At 70.8% G+C, this 17,802-nt stretch carries 18 protein-coding genes; 2 read left to right on the top strand and 16 right to left on the bottom strand.

What is annotated here, in order from left to right:
• Positions 1-2: 2 nt before the first annotated feature.
• From IE209_RS07415 to IE209_RS07400, 4 genes are read right to left on the bottom strand one after another with little or no spacing between them, the layout of a single operon-like run.
• The gene (locus IE209_RS07415; RefSeq protein WP_189686311.1) at positions 3-353 is read right to left on the bottom strand and encodes a GFA family protein; all 351 of its coding nucleotides are present in this window, start codon (positions 351-353) and stop codon (positions 3-5) included.
• A 13-nt stretch (positions 354-366) separates the two neighbouring features.
• Positions 367-1,401: a DctP family TRAP transporter solute-binding subunit gene (locus IE209_RS07410; RefSeq protein WP_189686310.1), complete on the bottom strand. Its 1,035-nt coding sequence runs from the start codon at positions 1,399-1,401 to the stop codon at positions 367-369.
• A gap of 25 nt (positions 1,402-1,426) precedes the next feature.
• The gene (locus IE209_RS07405; protein ID WP_189686309.1) at positions 1,427-2,725 is read right to left on the bottom strand and encodes a TRAP transporter large permease; all 1,299 of its coding nucleotides are present in this window, start codon (positions 2,723-2,725) and stop codon (positions 1,427-1,429) included.
• Entirely contained in the window at positions 2,722-3,243 is a 522-nt protein-coding gene (locus IE209_RS07400; protein ID WP_189686308.1) for a TRAP transporter small permease, read from the bottom strand. Before IE209_RS07400 ends, IE209_RS07405 begins: the two co-directional genes overlap by 4 nt.
• 116 nt (positions 3,244-3,359) lie before the next feature.
• Between IE209_RS07400 and IE209_RS07395 the strand changes: the two genes are divergently transcribed.
• A complete protein-coding gene (locus tag IE209_RS07395; RefSeq protein WP_189686307.1) occupies positions 3,360-3,860 on the top strand; it encodes an ureidoglycolate lyase in 501 nt (166 codons plus the stop codon).
• On the opposite strand, the gene IE209_RS07390 is transcribed toward IE209_RS07395, so the two are convergent.
• The 3 genes from IE209_RS07390 to IE209_RS07380 are packed head-to-tail and all read right to left on the bottom strand — an operon-like array spanning position 3,847 to position 6,538.
• The gene (locus IE209_RS07390) at positions 3,847-4,830 is read right to left on the bottom strand and encodes a tripartite tricarboxylate transporter substrate binding protein (protein ID WP_189686306.1); all 984 of its coding nucleotides are present in this window, start codon (positions 4,828-4,830) and stop codon (positions 3,847-3,849) included. The two genes, IE209_RS07395 and IE209_RS07390, sit on opposite strands and share 14 nt — an antisense overlap.
• A gap of 29 nt (positions 4,831-4,859) precedes the next feature.
• Positions 4,860-5,339: a MaoC family dehydratase gene (locus IE209_RS07385; RefSeq protein ID WP_189686305.1), complete on the bottom strand. Its 480-nt coding sequence runs from the start codon at positions 5,337-5,339 to the stop codon at positions 4,860-4,862.
• Complete coding sequence (locus IE209_RS07380) at positions 5,336-6,538, bottom strand: CaiB/BaiF CoA transferase family protein (protein WP_189686304.1); 1,203 nt, start codon at positions 6,536-6,538, stop codon at positions 5,336-5,338. The genes IE209_RS07385 and IE209_RS07380 overlap by 4 nt, the downstream gene beginning before the upstream one ends.
• A 101-nt stretch (positions 6,539-6,639) precedes the next feature.
• Between IE209_RS07380 and IE209_RS07375 the strand changes: the two genes are divergently transcribed.
• Entirely contained in the window at positions 6,640-7,542 is a 903-nt protein-coding gene (locus IE209_RS07375; RefSeq protein WP_189686303.1) for a LysR family transcriptional regulator, read from the top strand.
• Here IE209_RS07375 and IE209_RS07370 read toward each other — a convergent pair whose 3' ends face one another.
• The 9 genes from IE209_RS07370 to IE209_RS07330 form a co-directional block, all read right to left on the bottom strand.
• A complete protein-coding gene (locus IE209_RS07370; protein WP_189686302.1) occupies positions 7,543-8,841 on the bottom strand; it encodes a M28 family peptidase in 1,299 nt (432 codons plus the stop codon). It lies immediately after the preceding gene.
• The gene (locus tag IE209_RS07365; RefSeq protein ID WP_189686301.1) at positions 8,838-9,812 is read right to left on the bottom strand and encodes a Bug family tripartite tricarboxylate transporter substrate binding protein; all 975 of its coding nucleotides are present in this window, start codon (positions 9,810-9,812) and stop codon (positions 8,838-8,840) included. Before IE209_RS07365 ends, IE209_RS07370 begins: the two co-directional genes overlap by 4 nt.
• A gap of 84 nt (positions 9,813-9,896) precedes the next feature.
• Entirely contained in the window at positions 9,897-10,811 is a 915-nt protein-coding gene (locus IE209_RS07360) for a LysR substrate-binding domain-containing protein (protein WP_189686300.1), read from the bottom strand.
• A 12-nt stretch (positions 10,812-10,823) separates the two neighbouring features.
• Positions 10,824-11,999 (bottom strand): amidase, encoded by a 1,176-nt coding sequence (locus IE209_RS07355; RefSeq protein ID WP_189686299.1) that lies wholly within the window; start codon positions 11,997-11,999, stop codon positions 10,824-10,826.
• Between the two features lie 21 nt (positions 12,000-12,020).
• Positions 12,021-13,031 carry an ABC transporter ATP-binding protein gene (locus IE209_RS07350; RefSeq protein WP_189686298.1) on the bottom strand — a complete coding sequence of 337 codons (1,011 nt, stop codon included), beginning with the start codon at positions 13,029-13,031 and terminating at the stop codon, positions 12,021-12,023.
• Positions 13,028-14,086: an ABC transporter ATP-binding protein gene (locus IE209_RS07345; protein ID WP_229882723.1), complete on the bottom strand. Its 1,059-nt coding sequence runs from the start codon at positions 14,084-14,086 to the stop codon at positions 13,028-13,030. Before IE209_RS07345 ends, IE209_RS07350 begins: the two co-directional genes overlap by 4 nt.
• Positions 14,087-14,091: 5 nt before the next feature.
• Entirely contained in the window at positions 14,092-14,988 is an 897-nt protein-coding gene (locus tag IE209_RS07340; RefSeq protein WP_189686297.1) for an ABC transporter permease, read from the bottom strand.
• A gap of 16 nt (positions 14,989-15,004) precedes the next feature.
• Positions 15,005-15,958 carry an ABC transporter permease gene (locus IE209_RS07335; RefSeq protein WP_189686296.1) on the bottom strand — a complete coding sequence of 318 codons (954 nt, stop codon included), beginning with the start codon at positions 15,956-15,958 and terminating at the stop codon, positions 15,005-15,007.
• Positions 15,959-16,025: 67 nt separating this feature from the next.
• Entirely contained in the window at positions 16,026-17,690 is a 1,665-nt protein-coding gene (locus IE209_RS07330) for an ABC transporter substrate-binding protein (RefSeq protein WP_189686295.1), read from the bottom strand.
• Positions 17,691-17,802: the final 112 nt, after the last annotated feature.

Below are 17,802 nucleotides of genomic sequence, written 5' to 3'. Positions count from 1 at the left end.
GCCTACACGTCGCGGCCGTTGAAGTGCTGCACGGGAACGGCGTCCAGGTCGATGCCGTCCAGGCAGCGCAGGTTGATCGCGGCCATGGCATTGCCTTTGGGATCCGTGCCTTCGCCGAAGGGATGGATGCCGCAGCGCGCGCAGAAGCGGTGCCGGATCACGTGCTTGTTGAACAAGTAGGTGCTGGCGTCGGCCTCGGGCGTGGTCAGCCGCAGGTTTGCGCGCGGCACGAACCACAGCAGCGAACCCTTGCGACGGCAGATCGAGCAGTTGCAGGCCAGTGCGGTGCCGATCTCGCCATCCACTTCGAAGGCGACCTTGCCGCAGTGGCAACTGCCGGAGTAGGTGCTCATGCGCTGGGCCCCCTCACTTCGGCCGCGCCGCGATGGCCTTCTCGGCCTTGTCGACGAGCCCGCTGCCGATCTGCGCCTTCCACTTGGTGTAGACCGGGCGCGTAGCCTTGACGAAGGCATCGCGCTCGGCGGCGCTGAGCTGGGTCACCGTCACGCCGAAGCCGGCGATGTCCTTGAGCAACGGCTTGTCGGCCTCGACCAGGCCCTTGCGCGCCAGCGCGACCTCTTCCTTGCCGGCGTCCAGCGCGGCCTTGCGCACGATCTCGCGGTCGGCCGGCGTCCAGGATTCCCAGATCTCCTTGTTGACCACGAAGACCAGCGGGTCGGCCATGTAGCCCCAGGTGGTCACGAACTTCTGGCCCATGTTGTGCAGCTTGAGCACGGGGAACATGAACAGCGGGTTCTCCTGGCCGTCCACGGCGCCGCTGGCCAGCGCGGGCTGGGCATCGGCCCAACTCATCTGCGTGGGGTTGGCGCCCAGTGCCGTGAAGGTGTCGGCGAACAGCGGCGAGCCGACCACGCGCAGCTTCATGCCTTTCAGGTCTTCCGGCGACTTGATCGGGCGCTTGGAGTTGGTGATCTCGCGGTAGCCGTTCTCGCCCCAGGCCAGCGGCACCACGCCGGCCTTCTCGAGCCGCGCGAACAGGTCCTTGCCGACCTCGCCCTGCGTGAGCGCGTCCACGGCCGCGTAGTCGGGCATCAGGAAGGGCAGCGAGAACAGGTTCAATTCCTTGACCTGCGGCGACCAGTTGATCGTGGAGCCCACGGCCATGTCGATCACGCCCTGGCGCAGCGCACTGAACTCGCGCGTCTGGTCGCCCTGGATCAGCGAGACGCCGGGGTACAGCTTGATGTTGATGCGGCCCTGGGTGCGCTCCTTGACCATGTCGGCCCAGATCTTGCCGGCCATGCCCCAAGGCGTGGGCGGGCCCAGCACCAGCGAGAGCTTGTACTCGGCCTTGTAGTTCTGCGCGGTGGCGGAAACGGAGAAGGTGCCGAAGGCGGTGGCGACGGCGGCCAGCGCGAGCAGCGAGCGGCGCAATTTCATGGACAGACTCCTTTCGTTGGAAACATCAATAGCCGAGCTTGGCCGGCAGCCACAGCGCGAGTTGCGGCCAGGCGATCACCGCCACCATGACCAGGAACATCGCGAACAGCATCCAGCCGACCCAGCGCACGGTCTCTTCCATGCGCACCTTGGCGATGCGGCAGGACACCATGAGGTTGACCGCCAGCGGCGGCGTGAACTGGCCCAGCGCGACCTTGAGCGTGAGGATCACGCCGAACCACACCGGGTCCCACTGGTAGTGCTGCACGATGGGCCACAGCAGCGGCACGAAGATCAGGAAGATCGAGACGCCGTCCAGGAACATGCCCACGGTGATCAGCAGCAGGATCAAGAGCGCCAGCACGCCGTACTCGCCCAGTCCGGAGTTGACGATGGCCTTGGCCACCGGATCGATCACGCCCAGCGTGGACAGCGAGTAGGCGAAGATGCCGGCCAGCGAGACCACCAGCAGGATCACGGCCGAGAGCTCGCCCGATTCGCGCAGGATGGGGAACAGGTCGCGCACGCTGATCGTGCGGTGCACCACCATGCCCACGAAGAGGCCGTAGAACACCGCCACCACGGCCGCCTCGGTCGGCGTGAACCAGCCCATGCGCATGCCGCCCAGGATCAGCACGGGCGCGGCCAGGCCCCAGATGGCTTCGCGCAGGCTCTGCCAGAACGCCGGGCGCGGCTCTCTGGATTCGAGCTGGCCCATGTTGTGGCGGCGTGCCATCCACACCGCCGGCACGACCAGCGCGAGGCCGGCCAGCAGGCCCGGAACCATGCCGGCCGCGAACAGCGCCGGCACCGAGGCGCCCGGCACCAGCACCGAGTAGACGATGAAGGCCACCGAGGGCGGGATCAGGATGTCGGTGGCGGCGGCCGCGCCGACCACGCTGGCGGAGTAGGCGGCGGGATAGCCCGCGCGCGACATGGCCGCGATCATCACGGCGCCCACGGCTGCCGCGTTGGCCGGCCCCGAGCCCGAGATGCCGCCCAGGAACATGGCCACCACGATGGCCACCAGCGGCAGCATGCCGGGCCCGCGGCCGACGATGGCGATGGCGAAGTTGACGAGCCGCAGCGCCACGCCCGAGCGGTCGAAGATGGAGCCGACCAGCACGAACATCGGGATCGCGAGCAGCGGGTACTTGCCCAGGCCCGCGTAGAAGTTCTGCGGCACGGCCAGCAGGCCGAACCACTGCGCGTCGGCATTGGCCAGCGCGATGCAGGCCGCACCGGCCAGGCCCAGGGCGGCCCCGATGGGCACGCCCGCCAGCATCATGAGCACGAAGCCCGTGAACAGCAGCGTGGCGATCATTCCTGCACCGTCCGGCCACGGCGGATGAACAGGCCGACGGCGCGCAGCCCGATGGCCGTGCAGACGATGGGCAGCCAGATGGAGTACCACCACTGCGGCACGCCGATGCCGGGCGAGGTTTCCTCGAAGCGGAAGTCGTCCCAGACCACGCGCAGCGACAGCGCGGCGATCAGGAAGAACAGCAGCGCCACCATCAGCGCGCCGAACTGGGCCAGGCGCCGGCGCCGCGCCATGGAGCCGGCCTCGCTGAAGTACTCGATGCGGATGTGGCGGTCGCGCGCCACGGCGGCCGAGCCGGCCACCATGGCCAGCAGGATCATGAGGAAGACCGAGAACTCCTCGGTCCAGGCGAAGGAACTGTCGGTGAAGTAACGCACCAGCACGTTGGCGAAGGTGATCAGCGCCAGCGCGGCCATGATCAGCACGGTCAGCCAGTCCTCGATCTTCAGGGGTACGCGGGTCGGTTCGTCAGCGGGGGCCGGAGCGTCGGGCAGGCCCGGGTCGTTCTCAGGAGGCATGGAGCGAAGGAAGAGCCAAAAACAAAAGCCGCCGGCCACGAGGCCCGGCGGCATCGGCGCGGATCATAGGTGCGCGTGCTGCACTGCCGCATGGGGACTTTCCTTAGGATGGGCACATGCACAACACCTTGTCCGTCCAGCCGCTGACCGCGGCCGCCTTCGCCGCGTTCGGCACCGTCGTCGAAGTCCCCCGCGGCGGCGCGGGCCGCCCCATCAACGGCGGCACCTCGCAACGCTTCGACCTGCTCGCCGACATGGCGCTCACCGCCGAGGGCGGCCGCCCCATGCTCGCGCTGTTCCGCGCCCAGGCGCGCCGCTTCCCGCATGCCGTGAACGAACTGGAGCGCCACGCGCTGGGCAGCCAGACCTTCGTGCCGCTGGGGCAGCGGCGCTTCGTGCTGGTGGTGGCCCCGGCGGCACCGGAGCCGGACCTCGGCGCGCTGGCCGCATTCATGACCGATGGCACGCAGGGCGTGGTGCTCGCGCCAGGCACCTGGCACCACGCGCTGCTGGCCGTGGACGCCGGCGACTTCGTGGTCGTCGAGCGGGCGGCTCAGGCCGTGGACTGCGACGTGGTGCGCTGGGAGCAGGGCATCTCCGTCGTCATTCCAGCGTGACGCCCGTGGCCTTCACGACGCCGGCCCAGCGCTCCGTTTCCTTGCGCAGATAGGTGCCGTACTCCTCGGGCGTGGAGCCCAGCGGTTCGGCGCCCTGCACGGCCAGCTTGTCGCGCAGGTCCGGGTTCTTGAGCGCCTTGGCGACCTCGGCGTTGAGCCGCTGCACCACGGCCGCGGGCGTGCCGGCCGGCACCATCAGGCCCTGCCAGGCACCGGCCTCGAAGCCCGGCATCACGGTTTCGGCCAATGTGGGAACGGCGGGGAACAGCGCCATGCGCTTGGCCGAGGTCACGGCCAGCAGCTTGATGCGCTTGTCCTTCACGAAGGGCATGACCGAGTTGATGGTGTCGGTCATGAACTGGATCTGCCCGGCCGCGAGGTCCACGTCGGCCGGCGCGCTGCCCTTGTAGGGCACGTGCGTGGCGACGATGCCCTGGGCGCGCACGAACTGGTAGGCCGCCAGGTGCGTCACGTTGCCGTTGCCGGCCGAGCCATAGGACAGCTTGTCGGGGTTGGCCTTGGCGTAGGCGACGAATTCGGCCACGGTGTTGGCCGGGACGCTGGGGTTCACCACCAGCGCCAGCGGCACCACGGCCGTGAGCGCCACGGGCGCCAGGTCGCGTTGCAGGTCATAGGCCAGGCTCTTGTACAGCGAAGGGCTCAGCGTGATCGACGAGGTGTTGTAGAGCAGCGTGTAGCCGTCGGCCGCGGCCTTGGCGACCGCCACCGCGCCGATGTTGCCGTTGGCACCGGCCCGGTTGTCGACCACGATGGGCTGGCCCATCTGTTCGGACAGCTTCTGCGCGAGCACGCGCGCCACCAGGTCGGTCGGCCCGCCGGGCGGGAAGGGCACGACCATGGTGATGGGCTTGGCTGGGTAGGCCGCCTGGGCCTGGGCGGCGCCCCAGGGCGCCAGTGCGGCGGTGAGGGCGAGCGCGAGCGCGGCGCGGCGGGTGGATGGCAGGTTCACGGTGTCTCCTTCGATGGTTGTGTGGTGTCTCAGGGGCGCCCGGCCAGCAGCCGCGTGGCGGTGTAGGTCATGACCAGCACGCCGCGCTGGTTGAACACGTCGATGCGAGAATCGACGACGGCGCGGCCGCTTCTGGACGTGGGCTTGATGCCGGTGACCTCGATCTGCGCCTCGATGGTGTCGCCCACGAGCACGGGCGCGAGGATCTTCTGGTGCAGCTCCAGCATGGCCAGGCCCGTGCCCTGGATCATGGTCTGCAGGATGAAGCCCTCGATCAGCGCGTAGGTCAGCGCGCCCGGCACGGGCCGGCCGGCCATGGCGGCGCCTTCGTAGCCTTCTTCGATGAAGATGGCCTCCAGCATGCCGGTCACGCCGATGAAGTTGACGAGGTCGGTCTCGGTCACGGTGCGCGCGAAGGTGCGCAGGCGCTGGCCGACCGTGAGGTCCTGCCAGACGAAGCCCTGGCCCAGGCGGGGCAGGCTGCGGTCGATGGCGGCGGGGCTGTTCATGCGGTATCTCCGGTGGGATGGCTGCGGGCGGCGCCCTGGTCGATCAGGGCCTGGATCTGTGGTGGCGCGAGGCCGGCCGCGGCCAGCTGCGCGCGCGTGTGCTGGCCCAGCCGCGGAGGCAGGGCCACCGGCTGGCGCCCGCCGTCGAAGCGCACGGGCGTGCCGGGAAAGCGGAGCTGGCCCATCGCGCTGTCGGTGACGGTCTCGAAGAAGCCGGTGGCCGCCAGGTGCGGGTCCTGCGGCAGTGCGTCCAGGCGCGCGATCGGCGCGGCCGGGATCTCCAGCCGCTCGCAGGTGGCGAGCCAGTGGGCCGTACTCTCGCGCGCCACGTAGGTCGAAGCCAGCTCCAGCAGTTCGGCGATGTGGCGCGTGCGGTTCGCGATGCCGACGAAGCGCGGATCGGCCGCATGCTGGGGTGCGCCGACCTCGGTGAAGAAGCGCTGCCAGTGCTGGTCGGTGTAGGGCATCATGGCCACGTGCCCGTCCGCCGTGCGGTAGGGCCGGCGCCATGGGGCCAGCACGCGCGGGTAGCCGGCGCCGGACAGCGGCGGTTCGAAGTGCTGGCCGTAGAAGTGCTCGACCAGGTTGAAGCCCACCATGGACTCGAACATCGGCACCTCCACGTGCGCACCTTCGCCCGTGCGCTCGCGCTGCCACAGCGCGGCCAGGATGGCATGGGCCGCCACATGGGCGCAGGTCTTGTCGGCCGCGATGGTCGGCAGGTAGCGGGTGTCGCTGCCCTGGCGTGCCATGAGGTCGGCCAGGCCCGACATGCCCTGGACCACATCGTCGTAGGCCGGGCGGCCCGCGTAGGGCCCGGGCAGGAAGCCGAGCAGGCTGGCATAGACCAGGCGCGGGAAGCGCGTGCGCAGCGTGCCGGGGTCCACGCCCAGGGCCGCGAGCTTCTGCGGCCGCATGCTGTGCATGAACACGTCGGCCGTGGCCAGCAGGGCCTGCAAGGCCTCGCGCGCGGCCGGCTGCTTCAGGTCCAGCACCACGCTCTGCTTGCTGCGGTTGGCGCCCAGGAACATCGCGGCCATGCCGTCCTCGCGCGCGGGCCCCGTGTGGCGCGTGGAGTCGCCCTCGGGCGGCTCGATCTTCACGACCTCGGCGCCGTAGTCGGCCAGCAGCTGGCTGGCCAGCGGGCCGAAGATCACGCTGGACAGGTCCAGCACGCGCAGGCCCTTGAGCGGCGCCATCGTCTTGTCTCCATGGGGATGGGAATGGGCGCGGATTGTTCGGCGGCCGCTGTGTCGCGTCTAATATTTCTTTCTCTGCCTGTGATAGCCCAACCGTATCAATGGACTCCCGACAACTGCGCCACTTCGTCGCCGTGGCCGAAACGCTGAACTACCACCGCGCCGCCGAGCAGCTGCACATGTCGCAGCCACCGCTGTCGGCCTCGATCCGCCGGCTCGAGGAGCAGCTGGGCGTGCAGCTGTTCGAGCGCACGCGCCGCGGCACTGCGCTGACGGCGGCCGGTGCCGCGGCGCTGGAGGACGCGCGGCGTGCGCTGTTCCACACCGAGCAGTTCGGCCGCGTGGCCGCCGCCACCGCGCGCGGCGAGGCCGGCAGCCTGCGCATCGGCTTCGTGGGATCTGCAACCTACGCGCTGATGCCGCAGGTCATGCCGGTGTTCCGCGCGCGCTATCCCGAGGTGCAGCTGGCGCTGACCGAATCGACCACGCGCCGCCTGATCGACGACGTGCAGCAGGGCGATGTGGATGCCGCGCTGTTGCGTTTTCCGGTGGTGCGCGCGTTGGCCCTGCAGATCCTGCCGATCGAGCGCGACCGCTTCGTCGCGGCGCTGCCCATTACGCACCGGCTCGCGCGGCGCCGCCGCGTGGCGCTGGCCGAGCTGCAGGACGAGCCCTTCGTGTTGTTCGGTGCCGAGGCCGTGCCCGGTCTGCACGCCATGGCGCTGCTGGCCTGCCAGCAGGCCGGCTTCGTGCCGCGCGTGCAGCAGGAGGCCGTGCAGGTGCAGACCGTGGTGAGCCTGGTGGAAAGCGGCCTGGGCGTGGCGCTGGTGCCTTCGGTGGCGGCGCGCCATGCCACGCGCCACATCGTGTTCCGCCCGCTGCAAGGGCCGGGCGCCGACGTGGAGATCGGCCTGGCGCTGGCCTGGCGCGCCGAGCGCGAGAAGCCCGCGGCGCGGCGCTTTCGCGAGACGCTGCAGGATCTGGTGGGCGCCGCGCCGGCCTGATCAGGCCGCCAGGGCCCCCAGGGCCGGCGCGTCGGCGGCCAGGCCCAGTGCCGCCATGGCGCAGGTCACACGCACGGCCTGGCGCAGCTCGTCGGGCCGCACCACCTCGGGCCGGTCGTGCGCCGACAGGATGTGGCGCACGCGCGATGCCGGCCGCTCGAAGCCGGCCAGCAGCCGCAGGGCCGGCACCCCGGCCGCGGCGAAGTTGGCGTGGTCCGAGTTGGGCATCAGGGGCAGGTGCACGCCCACCGGCACGCCGGCCAGCCGGCCTGCGGCCTCCACGAGCGGTGCCAGGCCCGCGAAGCCGCTGGTCAGCGCGGTCAGGCGGTCGTCGCCGGCCACGGTGTCCAGGTTCAGGTTGAGCTTCAGCGTCGCGCGTTCGTCGGCGGGCAGGCCGCGCAGGTATTCGGCCGAACCGGCCAGCGCCCATTCCTCGGCCGAGAACAGGCACAGCCGCAGGCTGTTGCTGCCGCGGCCGATGCGCGGCGCCAGCGCCCGCGCCGCGGCCAGCGCCACGGCCACGCCGGTGGCGTTGTCCAGCGCGCTGCAGCCCAGGTCATGGCCGTCGATGTGGGCGCTGATGACGATGCGTTCGGCACGCTCGCCGGCCAGGTCCCAGACCGCCACGCCGGCCTGGGCGCCCGGCTGCTCGTGGCCCAGTACCGTGAGCCGCACGGACTGGCCGGCCGGCAGACTGGCCAAGCGGCTGGCCGCCGCGTGGTCGATGTAGGCCGCCGGGATGCCGGCGCCACCCGGCGGCCGGCCGGACGAGCCCGACAGCAGACCGTGGTCGGGCAAGGGGTTGGCGATCAGGAAGGCCGCGGCGCCCTGCGCCATGGCCATGTCGTACTTGCGGCGGCGGTGCAGGTGCGCGGCCGAGAATGGGTACTCGTGCCGCACCAGTGCGATGCGCCCGCGCAGCCGCGCGCCGGCGGCCGCGAAGTCCTGCGCACGGCCCTGGCCCAGATCGAGCACTTCGGCGACGAGGCCCTCGGGTGGGGTGGAGGCCGAGCGCAGCAGCGCGCGGCAGGCGAGCGGTGTGCTCGCGCCGGGCAGCAGCAGCTCGGCGCGCTCTGCGCGCCAGCCGGCGTACGGCACCTGCACGCGGCGTACCTGTCCGCCCAGCGGGGCCAGGCGTTCCAGTGCCCAGGCCAGTGCGGCCTCGTCGCCCCCGCTGCCGGCCAGCCGGCCGCCGAAGGCGCACAGCCGCGCGAAGTCGGGCAGCAAGGCCGCATCGGCCGCGGCGGCATCGAGCCACCCGGCAGGCTGGTTGCCAGCCGCTAGGAGTTCGGGCGTCATGGGATGCGGATGTCGGCCCGTTGCACCACCTCGCGCCAGCGCGCGAGATCCTCCTGCACGTACTTCTGCAGCGCGGCAGCGCCGGTGTCGGCCGGCACCTCCACGCCAGCGGTCGCGAAGCGCGCGCGCACGGCTGGCATCTGCAGCACCTGCCGCATGGCACCGGACAGGCGCTGGCGCACCTCGGCGCTGGTGCCGGCCGGCGCCACCAGGCCCCACCAGCTCTGCACCGTCATGTGGGCGATGCCGCTTTCGGCGAAGGTCGGCACGTCGGGCGTGGCCTTCTGCCGCTCGGGGCTGGTCACGGCCAGCGCGCGCAGCTTGCCGGCGCGGTACAGGCCGCTGGCGCTGGCCATGGTGGTGAAGCCGGACTGGATCTGGCCGGCCGCGAGGTCGGTGATGGCCGCGCCCGCGCCCTTGTAGGGCACGTGCACGAGCTGGGCGCCGGTCGATCCCATGAACAGCTCGGCCATCATGTGCGTGAGCGACCCGTTGCCGCCCGAGCCGATCGAGATCGTGGCCGGCGCGGCCTTGGCAGCCTGCACGAGGTCGGCGGCGCTGCGCTGCGGCGCATCGGCGTTGACGAACAGGTAGGCCGGGGACACGCCCAGCAGCGCGACCGGCGCGAAGTCGCGCTCCACGTGGTACTTGACGCGCTCGCGGTACAGCGCCGGCACGATGGCGAAAGGCACATCGGCCAGCAGCAGCGTGTGGCCGTCGGCCTTCTCGCCCGCGACGAACTGGGTGCCCAGCATGGAGCCCGCACCGGGGCGGTTGTCCACGATGACGGCCTGGCCCAGCGCCTTGCCGAGTTCGTCGCCGATGGCGCGGGCCAGCACGTCGGAGCTGCCGCCGGGCGAGTACGGCACGACGATCCTGACGGGCTGGCTGGGGTAGGGCTGTGCCTGCGCGGCCAGGCTGGTCATCGCCAGGGCCAGGGCCGGCAGCGCGCGGAGAAAGTGGCGTCGCATGGTGTGGCAGGAAGAGAAGGAATCGGCGATTCTTCGCAGCGCTGGCGCAGGCGCCAAGCGACGAATGGGCATCCCCCATTCCACTCAGGAATGGCGGGCGGCAGGCAGGGCCAGGTCGCCGGCCATGCCGGCCACCCAGTTGCAAAAGCTCTCGAGGTACAGGCCGCCGGAGTGCGGCTGCGGCAGCATCAGGTGGTAGCCGTAGCGGCCGGCCACGCTCTCTCCGAAGGGGCGCACCAGGCGGCCTTCGCGCAAGGGGTCCGCCACCAGGCACAGCGGCACGATGGCGGCGCCCAGGCCGTGCAGCAGCGCAGGCATCAGCACCGAGAAGCCTTCGTACTCGGGCGCCTGCGGCCCCGGGCCGGGCCAGTGGGGGGCCATGGCGGCACGCCAGTCGTCCCAGCCGTAGCCGCGCTGCGCACGCTTGAGCAGCGTGAGGGCGGACAGGTCCTGCGGTGTGGTGAGCCGGTGGCCGTCCAGCAGCGACGGCGCGGCCACCAGGGCCATCTCATGGCCGCACAGGTAACGGCTCTGCATGCCGCTGACGTGGCCCGTGTGCAGCTGGATCTCGGCGTCGAAGCGCTCGCCCTTGTCGCGTGGCGACAGCAGGCGCGGTCGGATGTTGAGCCGCACCTCGGGGTGCAGTGCGAAGAAGGCGCGCAGACGCGGGATCAGCACGTACTGCGCGAACGAGGGCGACACCGCGATGTTGAGGTTCACGCGCGCGTCGGGATGCGCGACCGCGGCATCGGCCTCGTCGATCAGCCGCAGCGCGGCCGCCACCTTCTCCAAGTAGACGGCGCCGGCGTAGGTGATGCGCAGGCCCGTCGGCGTGCGCTTGAACAAGGCCACGCCGAGCTTGGACTCCAGCGCCTGCACATGCTTGCTGACGGCGCTCTGCGTGAGGTGCAGGTCCTCGGCCGTGCGGCTGAAGTTGAGGCGCTGCGCCGCGGCCACGAACACGCGCAGCGAGACCAGCGCGTTGCGCGAGCCCTTCACGCGCGGTCGCGCTCAAGCGAGCCGTTCGGCCAGCGCGATCAGCGAGCGGTCCGCGCCCGCCGGGCCCAGCAGCGACAGCCCCAGCGGCGCGCCCTCGCGCTGCGCGAGCGGCAGCGAGATCTGCGGAAAGCCCGACAGCCCGGCGATGCACAGCATCTGGATCGCGCGGTTGCGGTAGGTCTCCAGGCCCGCCTCGCCCTCGCTGCGCAGCGGCGCGATGTCGGGCATGGTGGGCATGAGCAGCACGCCGTCCCGACCGAGCAGCGTGGCCAGCAGGCCGCGGAACTTCTCGCGGAAGGCGCGTGCGGCCTGCACCTGGGCGTCGGTCACCCCGCGCGACCAGGCGAAGCGCTCGGCCACGCCGGGGCCCAGCGGCGGCGCGAAGCGCTCGATCAGCGGGCCGTCGGTCAGCCAGGCCTCGCGCGCCTGGATGTAGCGGAAGTTCCAGTACATCGCGTCCCAGGACTCGAGCGCCACGCGGCAGTCCGCGGCCGGGCCGAAGGCCTGCTCGGTGCGGGCCACGGCCTCGGCCAACGCGTCGGCCACGGGCGCCTCGACCAGTGACCAGACGTCGCTGGGGCGCAGCAGCCGGACCTTGGCCGGCAGCGGCGTCGGATCGTCGCCCAGCAGCACGGCGCCCACGCGCGCGAAGGTCTGCACGTCGCGCGCGAACCAGCCGCAGGTGTCCAGGCTGGGCGCGAGGTCCAGCGTGGCCTCCAGGCTGATGCGGCCGTGCGTGGGCCGGATGCCGTAGAGCCTGCAGTGGTTGGCCGGCGCGCGTACCGAGCCGCCCGTGTCGCTGCCCAGCGCGAAATCGCACAGCTTCGACGACACGGCGGACGCCGAGCCCGAGGACGAGCCGCCCGTGATGCGCTCCGGCGCCGCGCCGTTGATGGGCGCGCCGAAGTGCGCGTTGTTGCCGTTCATCGAGAAGGCCAGCTCGTCGGTCACGGTCTTGCCGACGAAGCGCGCGCCGGCGTCCAGCAGCTGTTGCACCACGGGCGCGCTGCGCGTCTTGATGCCGGACATGGCCAGCACGAAGGGGCTGCCGCCACCGGTCGGGTAGCCCGCGACGTCGTAGAGGTCCTTGACCGCGAAGCTCAGGCCCGTCAAGGGGCCGGTGGGCGCCGCCGGGACGGGCACGTCGGGGTAGGGGACGAAGGCGTGGGCGGGATCGTGCATGGGCATCGTGGGAATCTCCGGGTGGGTTCAACCGACCGCCACGGGCGCGAGTGCGGCCACGGCATCGGTGCGCAGGCAGCGGGCGCGGTGGCCCGGCGCCAGTGTGACGGGTTCGGGCCGGGTCTGCAGGCAGGCAGCCTCGGCCAGGCTGCAGCGCGCGGCGAAGGCGCAGCCCGGCGGCAGCGCGGCCAGGTCGGGCGGCGCGCCGCCAATGGTCTCCAGCCGCGCGCCCTTGGCCAGCGCGCCGTGGGCGCGGCTCTTGAGCAGGGCCACGGTATAGGGGTGGCGCGGCGCGCGGATCAGCTCGCGCGCCGTGCCTTCCTCGACGATGCGGCCGGCATACATCACGGCGATGCGGTCGGCCACTTCGACGGCCGCGCCGATGTCGTGCGTGACGAACAGCACCGACAGGTTCAGGTTGCGCTGCAGTTCGCGCAGCAGCAGCAGGATCTGGATCTGCACGGTGGCGTCCAGCGCCGTCGTGGGTTCGTCGGCCAGCAGCACCTGCGGCTTGCAGGCCAGGGCCAGCGCGATCATGGCGCGCTGGCGCATGCCGCCCGACATCTCGTGCGGGTAGGCCTGCAGCCGGCGTTCGGGGCTGGGGATGCGCACGCGCTCGAACAGGGCGAGCGCGCGTTGGTGCGCCTCGGCCTTGGACACGGGCTCGTGCCGGCGGATCGACTCGACGATCTGCGCGCCCACGGGGTAGACCGGGTCCAGCGCCAGCAGCGGCTCCTGGAAGATCATGGAGACCATCTTGCCGCGGTAGTCGGCCAGTTCGCGCTCGGACATGGCCAGCACGTCGCGGCCGGCCACGCGCACCTCGCCCGTGACCTGGCTGCGCCGCGGCGGGTGCAGGCGCAGCAGCGTGCGCATGGTCACGCTCTTGCCCGAGCCGGACTCGCCGATCAGCGCGACGACCTCGCCCTGGCGCAGGTCCAGGTTCACGCCGTTGACGGACTGCACGGGCTTGCGGCCACCCGTGAAGGTGACGTGCAGGTCGCGCAGGCGGACGAAGGGTTCGGTGGAGGTGCTCATGCCAGGCTCGCGAGGGGATGGCCACTACCGGCCTGGTGGATCAGGCAGGCGACGGACTGCTGCGCGCGCACGACGCGCTGGGGTTCGGTGCGGTTGCACACGGCTGCGGCCTGCGGGCAGCGCGGATGGAAGCGGCAGCCCGAGGGCGGGTCGATCGGGTTGGGCGGGTCGCCGGCCAACGGCACCTCCTCGGTGCGGTGGTCCGGGTCCATGGACGGCATGGACGACAGCAGCGCCCGCGTGTAGGGGTGGGCCGGGTCGTCGAACAACGCGTCCGCAGGGCCGACCTCGGCCACGCGGCCCAGGTACATCACCATCACGCGGTCGCTGATGAAACGCACCACGTTGAGGTCGTGGCTGATGAACACATAGGTCAGGCCGAACTCGGCCTTGAGGTCCATGAGCAGGTTCAGCACCTGGGCCTCGACCGACTTGTCCAGCGCCGAGACGGCCTCGTCCAGGATCACCATGCGCGGCTGCAGCGCCAGCGCGCGGGCGATGTTCACGCGCTGGCGCTGCCCGCCCGAGAGCTCGTGCGGATAGCGTTCGGCGAAGCGCCCGGGCTCCAGCCCCACGCGGGCCAGCAGATCGCGGGCGCGTGCCACGGCCTCGCGGGTGGAGACGCCGTGCACCTGCGGGCCGAAGGCGATGGAGTCCTCGATGGTCAGGCGCGGGTTCAGCGAGGCGTAGCTGTCCTGGAACACCATCTGCACCTGGCGCCGGAACTCCTTGAGCGGCAGTTCGCGGCTGCCCACGGTGCGGCCGTCGAACACCACCTCGCCCGCGCTCGGGGCGATCAGCTGCATGAGCAGCCGTGCGGTGGTGGACTTGCCGCAGCCGGACTCGCCGACCACGCCCAGCGTCTCGCCCTTGAGCACCTCGAAGTCCACGCCGTCCACGGCGCGCACCACCTTGCGCGGCGCGCCCGGCAGCACGCCGCCCTTGAGCGCGAAGTGCTTGGTCAGGCCACGGATGGTCAGCAGCGGCTGGGCCGGGCCGCCGATCTCGTCGGCATGCTCCAGCGTGGCGGCGGCGGCCAGCAGTTCTGTGGTCATCGTGCTCACCCCTTGTTGTCCATGGCTGTGCGCAACCCGTCCGAGAGCAGGTTGAACGAGATCGAGGTGATGAAGATCATCACGCCGGGCAGCGCGGCGATCCAGGGCTGCACGTAGATGGCCGTGCGCAGCGTGTTGAGCATCAGGCCCCACTCGGGCTCCGGCGGCTTCACGCCCAGGCCCAGGAAGGACAGGCCCGAGGCCAGGATCATGGAGACCGCGATCAGGCTGGTGGCGTACACGAAGATCGGCCCCAGCACATTGCCCAGCACGTGCACGCGCACGATGGTGAAGGCGCTGGCGCCCGAGGCGCGCGCGGCCTCCACGTAGTCGCGCCCGCGCACCTGGGTGGTCACGGCCTCGGCCACGCGCGCGATCTGCGGGATGAACACGATGGTCAGCGAGATCAGCGAGTTCAGGATGCCGGCACCCAAGGCGCCCGACAACGCGATGGCCAGCAGCACCGAAGGGAAGGCGTAGAACACGTCGATGGTGCGCATGATCACGCTGTTGACGGCGCCGCCGGCGTAGCCGGCCACGATGCCGATGACCGAGCCGATCACGAAGGCGCACAGCACCGGTGTGATGCCGATGAAGAGCGACAGCCGCGCGCCCACGATCAGCCGCGAGAGCATGTCGCGGCCCAGCTCGTCGCTGCCGAGCGGGTAGTTGGGGGTGCCGATGGGCTTGAGCCGGTTCAGCATCGAGGCCTGGTACGGGTCGGCCGGCGCGAGCCAGGCGCCGAACAGGCCCACTGCGATCAGCAGCAGCACGACGCAGGCGGCGCCCACGGCAACCGGGTCGCGCCGAAAGCGCAGCCAGACCGAGGCCCAGTAGCCGCGCGAGCGCTGGGCCGGCAGCGGCTCGACGGCCACAGCGGAGGGGGAGAGGACGGCGGACATGGTTCTTCTCCTTCGTTCAGCCGCGCGCGATGCGCGGGTCCAGCAGCGTCTGCACGATGTCCACGACCAGGTTGAGCACCACGAAGAACATGGCCAGCACCAGGATGGAGCCCTGCAGCAGCGGCAGGTCGCGCTGGAAGATCGCCGAGTTCAGCAGAAAGCCCGTGCCGGGCCACGAGAACACCGTCTCGATCAGGATCGAGCCGCCCAGCAGGTAGCCCAGCTGCAGGCCCATGACCGCGAGCGCCGTGGGCGCCGTGTTCTTGACGATGTGGCAGAACACGCCGAAGTGCGTGAGCCCCTTGGCGCGCAGGCCCAGCACGAACTCCTGCTCGAGGATGTCGGCCACCAGCGCGCGCACCGTGCGCGCGATGATGCCCATGGGGATCACCGACATGGTGATGGCCGGCAGGATCAGGAACTGCAGCTGCTCCCAGTTCCAGTGCCACTGGTCGGAACCGCTTGGCCCCGCGCCCGTGGCCGGCAGCCACCCCAGCAGCGAGGAGAACACGATCACCATGACCATGCCGAGCCAGTAGTGAGGCACCGACACGCCCAGCACCGAGACCACCGAGGCGACGCGGTCGACCCAGGAGCCGCGGAAGTAGCCGGCCACGAAACCGAACAGGCAGCCGAACACGAAGCCGATGAGGGTTGCGACCACGGCCAGCCGCAGCGTGTTGCCCACCGCCTTGAGGACCTCGCCCGCGACCGGTCGGCTGGTGGCGATCGAGGTGCCCAGGTCGCCCTGCAGCGCGCGCCAGACCCAGCTGGCGAACTGCTCGGGCAGGCTCCGGTTGAAGCCGTACAGCTCGCGCAACTGGGCCTGCAGCTCGGCCGAGGCGTCGGGCGGCAGGATGGAGACGAGTGGGTCGCCCGGCGCGAGGTGCACCAGCGCGAAGCAGACCAGGGCCACGCCCAGCATGATGGGAATGGCGTAGACGATGCGGCGCAGGATGTAGGCGAGCATGGCGGGGCTGGCTGGAAGCTGGCGGAGGGAATGCCCGGCCGCAGGGCGCGCGGCCGGGGGCGGAGCATCAATCCATGGTCATCGTCGCGATGTCGATGAACCAGCTCTGCGGCTGCACCACGTTCTTGACCTTGGCCGACATGGCGCGCGGGCCCACGTCGTGGGCGATCCAGATGAAGGCTGCGTCATCGACCAGGTGGGCGTGCAGCTTGGCCAGCGCGGCGTCGCGGCCCTTGTCGTCGAAGGTCGTGCGCGCATCGCTGATCAGCTTGTCGACCTCGGCGTTGCCGTAGTAGCCCCAGTTGTTGGAGACCGGTGGGTAGGTCTTGGTCGAGGCGAAGCGCACCATGGCGAAGAACGGGTCCATGGCCGCGAAGCTCACGTTGATCGCGTTGGCACCGTTGGCGGTAGGGTCCTTGACGCCGCGGCGCCAGTTCGTGAACAGCGTGTTCCATTCGATCACGTCGAACTGCACGTCGAAGAAGCATTGCTTGAGCGACTGCTGCACGAACTCGTTCATGGGCAGCGGCTGCATCTGGCCCGAGCCCGAGGCCGAGATCTGCACCTTGACCTTGAGCGGCTTGGCCGCCGTGTGGCCGGCCTGCGCCATGAGCGCCTGGGCCGCCTTCACGTCGTACTTGATGTCGAACTTGGGGTTGCCCCACCAGGGGTGGCCGGGCGGCACCGTGCCCTTGGGCTCGGCCATCATGCCGCCCAGGAACTGCTTCAAGCCCGCGCGGTCCACGCACAGGTTGGCGGCCTGGCGCACGCGCTTGTCCAGCCAGGGCGAGCCTTCGGCGAACGAGAGCTGCCAGGGCCACACGTGCGGTTGGGCGTTGGAATAGATCTTGTAGCCGCGCTGCGTGATCTGCGGCATGGCGTCGGGTGCGGGTGCCTCGATCCAGTCCACCTGGTTGCCCAGCAGCGCGGCCGTGCGCGCGTTGGCCTCGGGCATGGGCAGCATCACGACCTTGTCGATCTTGGGCGTGCGCTTGGGGTCCCAGTAGGCCTTGTTGGCCGCCACTTCCAGGCGCTCGCGCGCCACGAAGCGCGTCATCTTGAACGGGCCGGTGCCCGAGGCGTCGGAGGCGAAGGCCGTCCAGGCCTGCTTGGCACGCTCGGCCGGGTCGGCCACGCTGGCCGGCACGGCCTTGAGCTTGGCTTCCCAGTGCGCGGGCGAGGCCATGAACAGATTGGTCAGGTTCAGCGGCAGGAAGGAATCGGGCTCGCTGGTGGTCAGCTCCACGGTGAGCTCGTCGATCTTGCGGGCCGAGACCAGCGTGGGCATGCGCGAGGCCGTCACGCCGACCTGGCTGGCGTCGAAGTGCGGGGCGCTCTTGTCGAGCACCTTGCGCACGTTCCAGACCACGGCGTCGGCGTTGAAGGCCGAGCCGTCATGGAACTTGACGCCCGGGCGCAGCTTGAACACCCACTTGGTCTTGTCCTTGGCGTCCACGGCCCACTCGGTCGCCAGCCCCGGGATCAGCACGCTGGGGCCGTTGGCCTTGGACAGGTCCCACTGCGTGAGCGCGTCGTACATGGGGATGCCGGTGAAGCGGTTGCCTTCGAAGCCCTGGTCGGGCTGGCCCAGCGTGCGCGGGATGTCGGCGGCGGTCATCGCGATGCGCAGCGTCTTTTCCTGCGCCTGGGCGGTGCCGGCCAGCGACAGCAGGCACAGTGCGGCGCCTGCGGTCACGGACTTCAGCGCGAAAGAAGGGAGTGCAAGGTTCACGTGGGATCTCCTGTGGGGTACGGGCGGTGGATGACGGATGACGGTCCAGGTCCGTTTAGCAAGCGGTGTGCCAGGTCAGCCCCTGAATATCGATAATCGATTTTCATGTTGA

The organism is Pseudorhodoferax aquiterrae (assembly GCF_014652235.1).
Classification (GTDB): domain Bacteria; phylum Pseudomonadota; class Gammaproteobacteria; order Burkholderiales; family Burkholderiaceae_C; genus Pseudorhodoferax; species Pseudorhodoferax aquiterrae.
The sequence above is the reverse complement of the archived record's forward strand: the minus strand, read 5'-3'. Positions and strand labels throughout refer to the sequence as shown.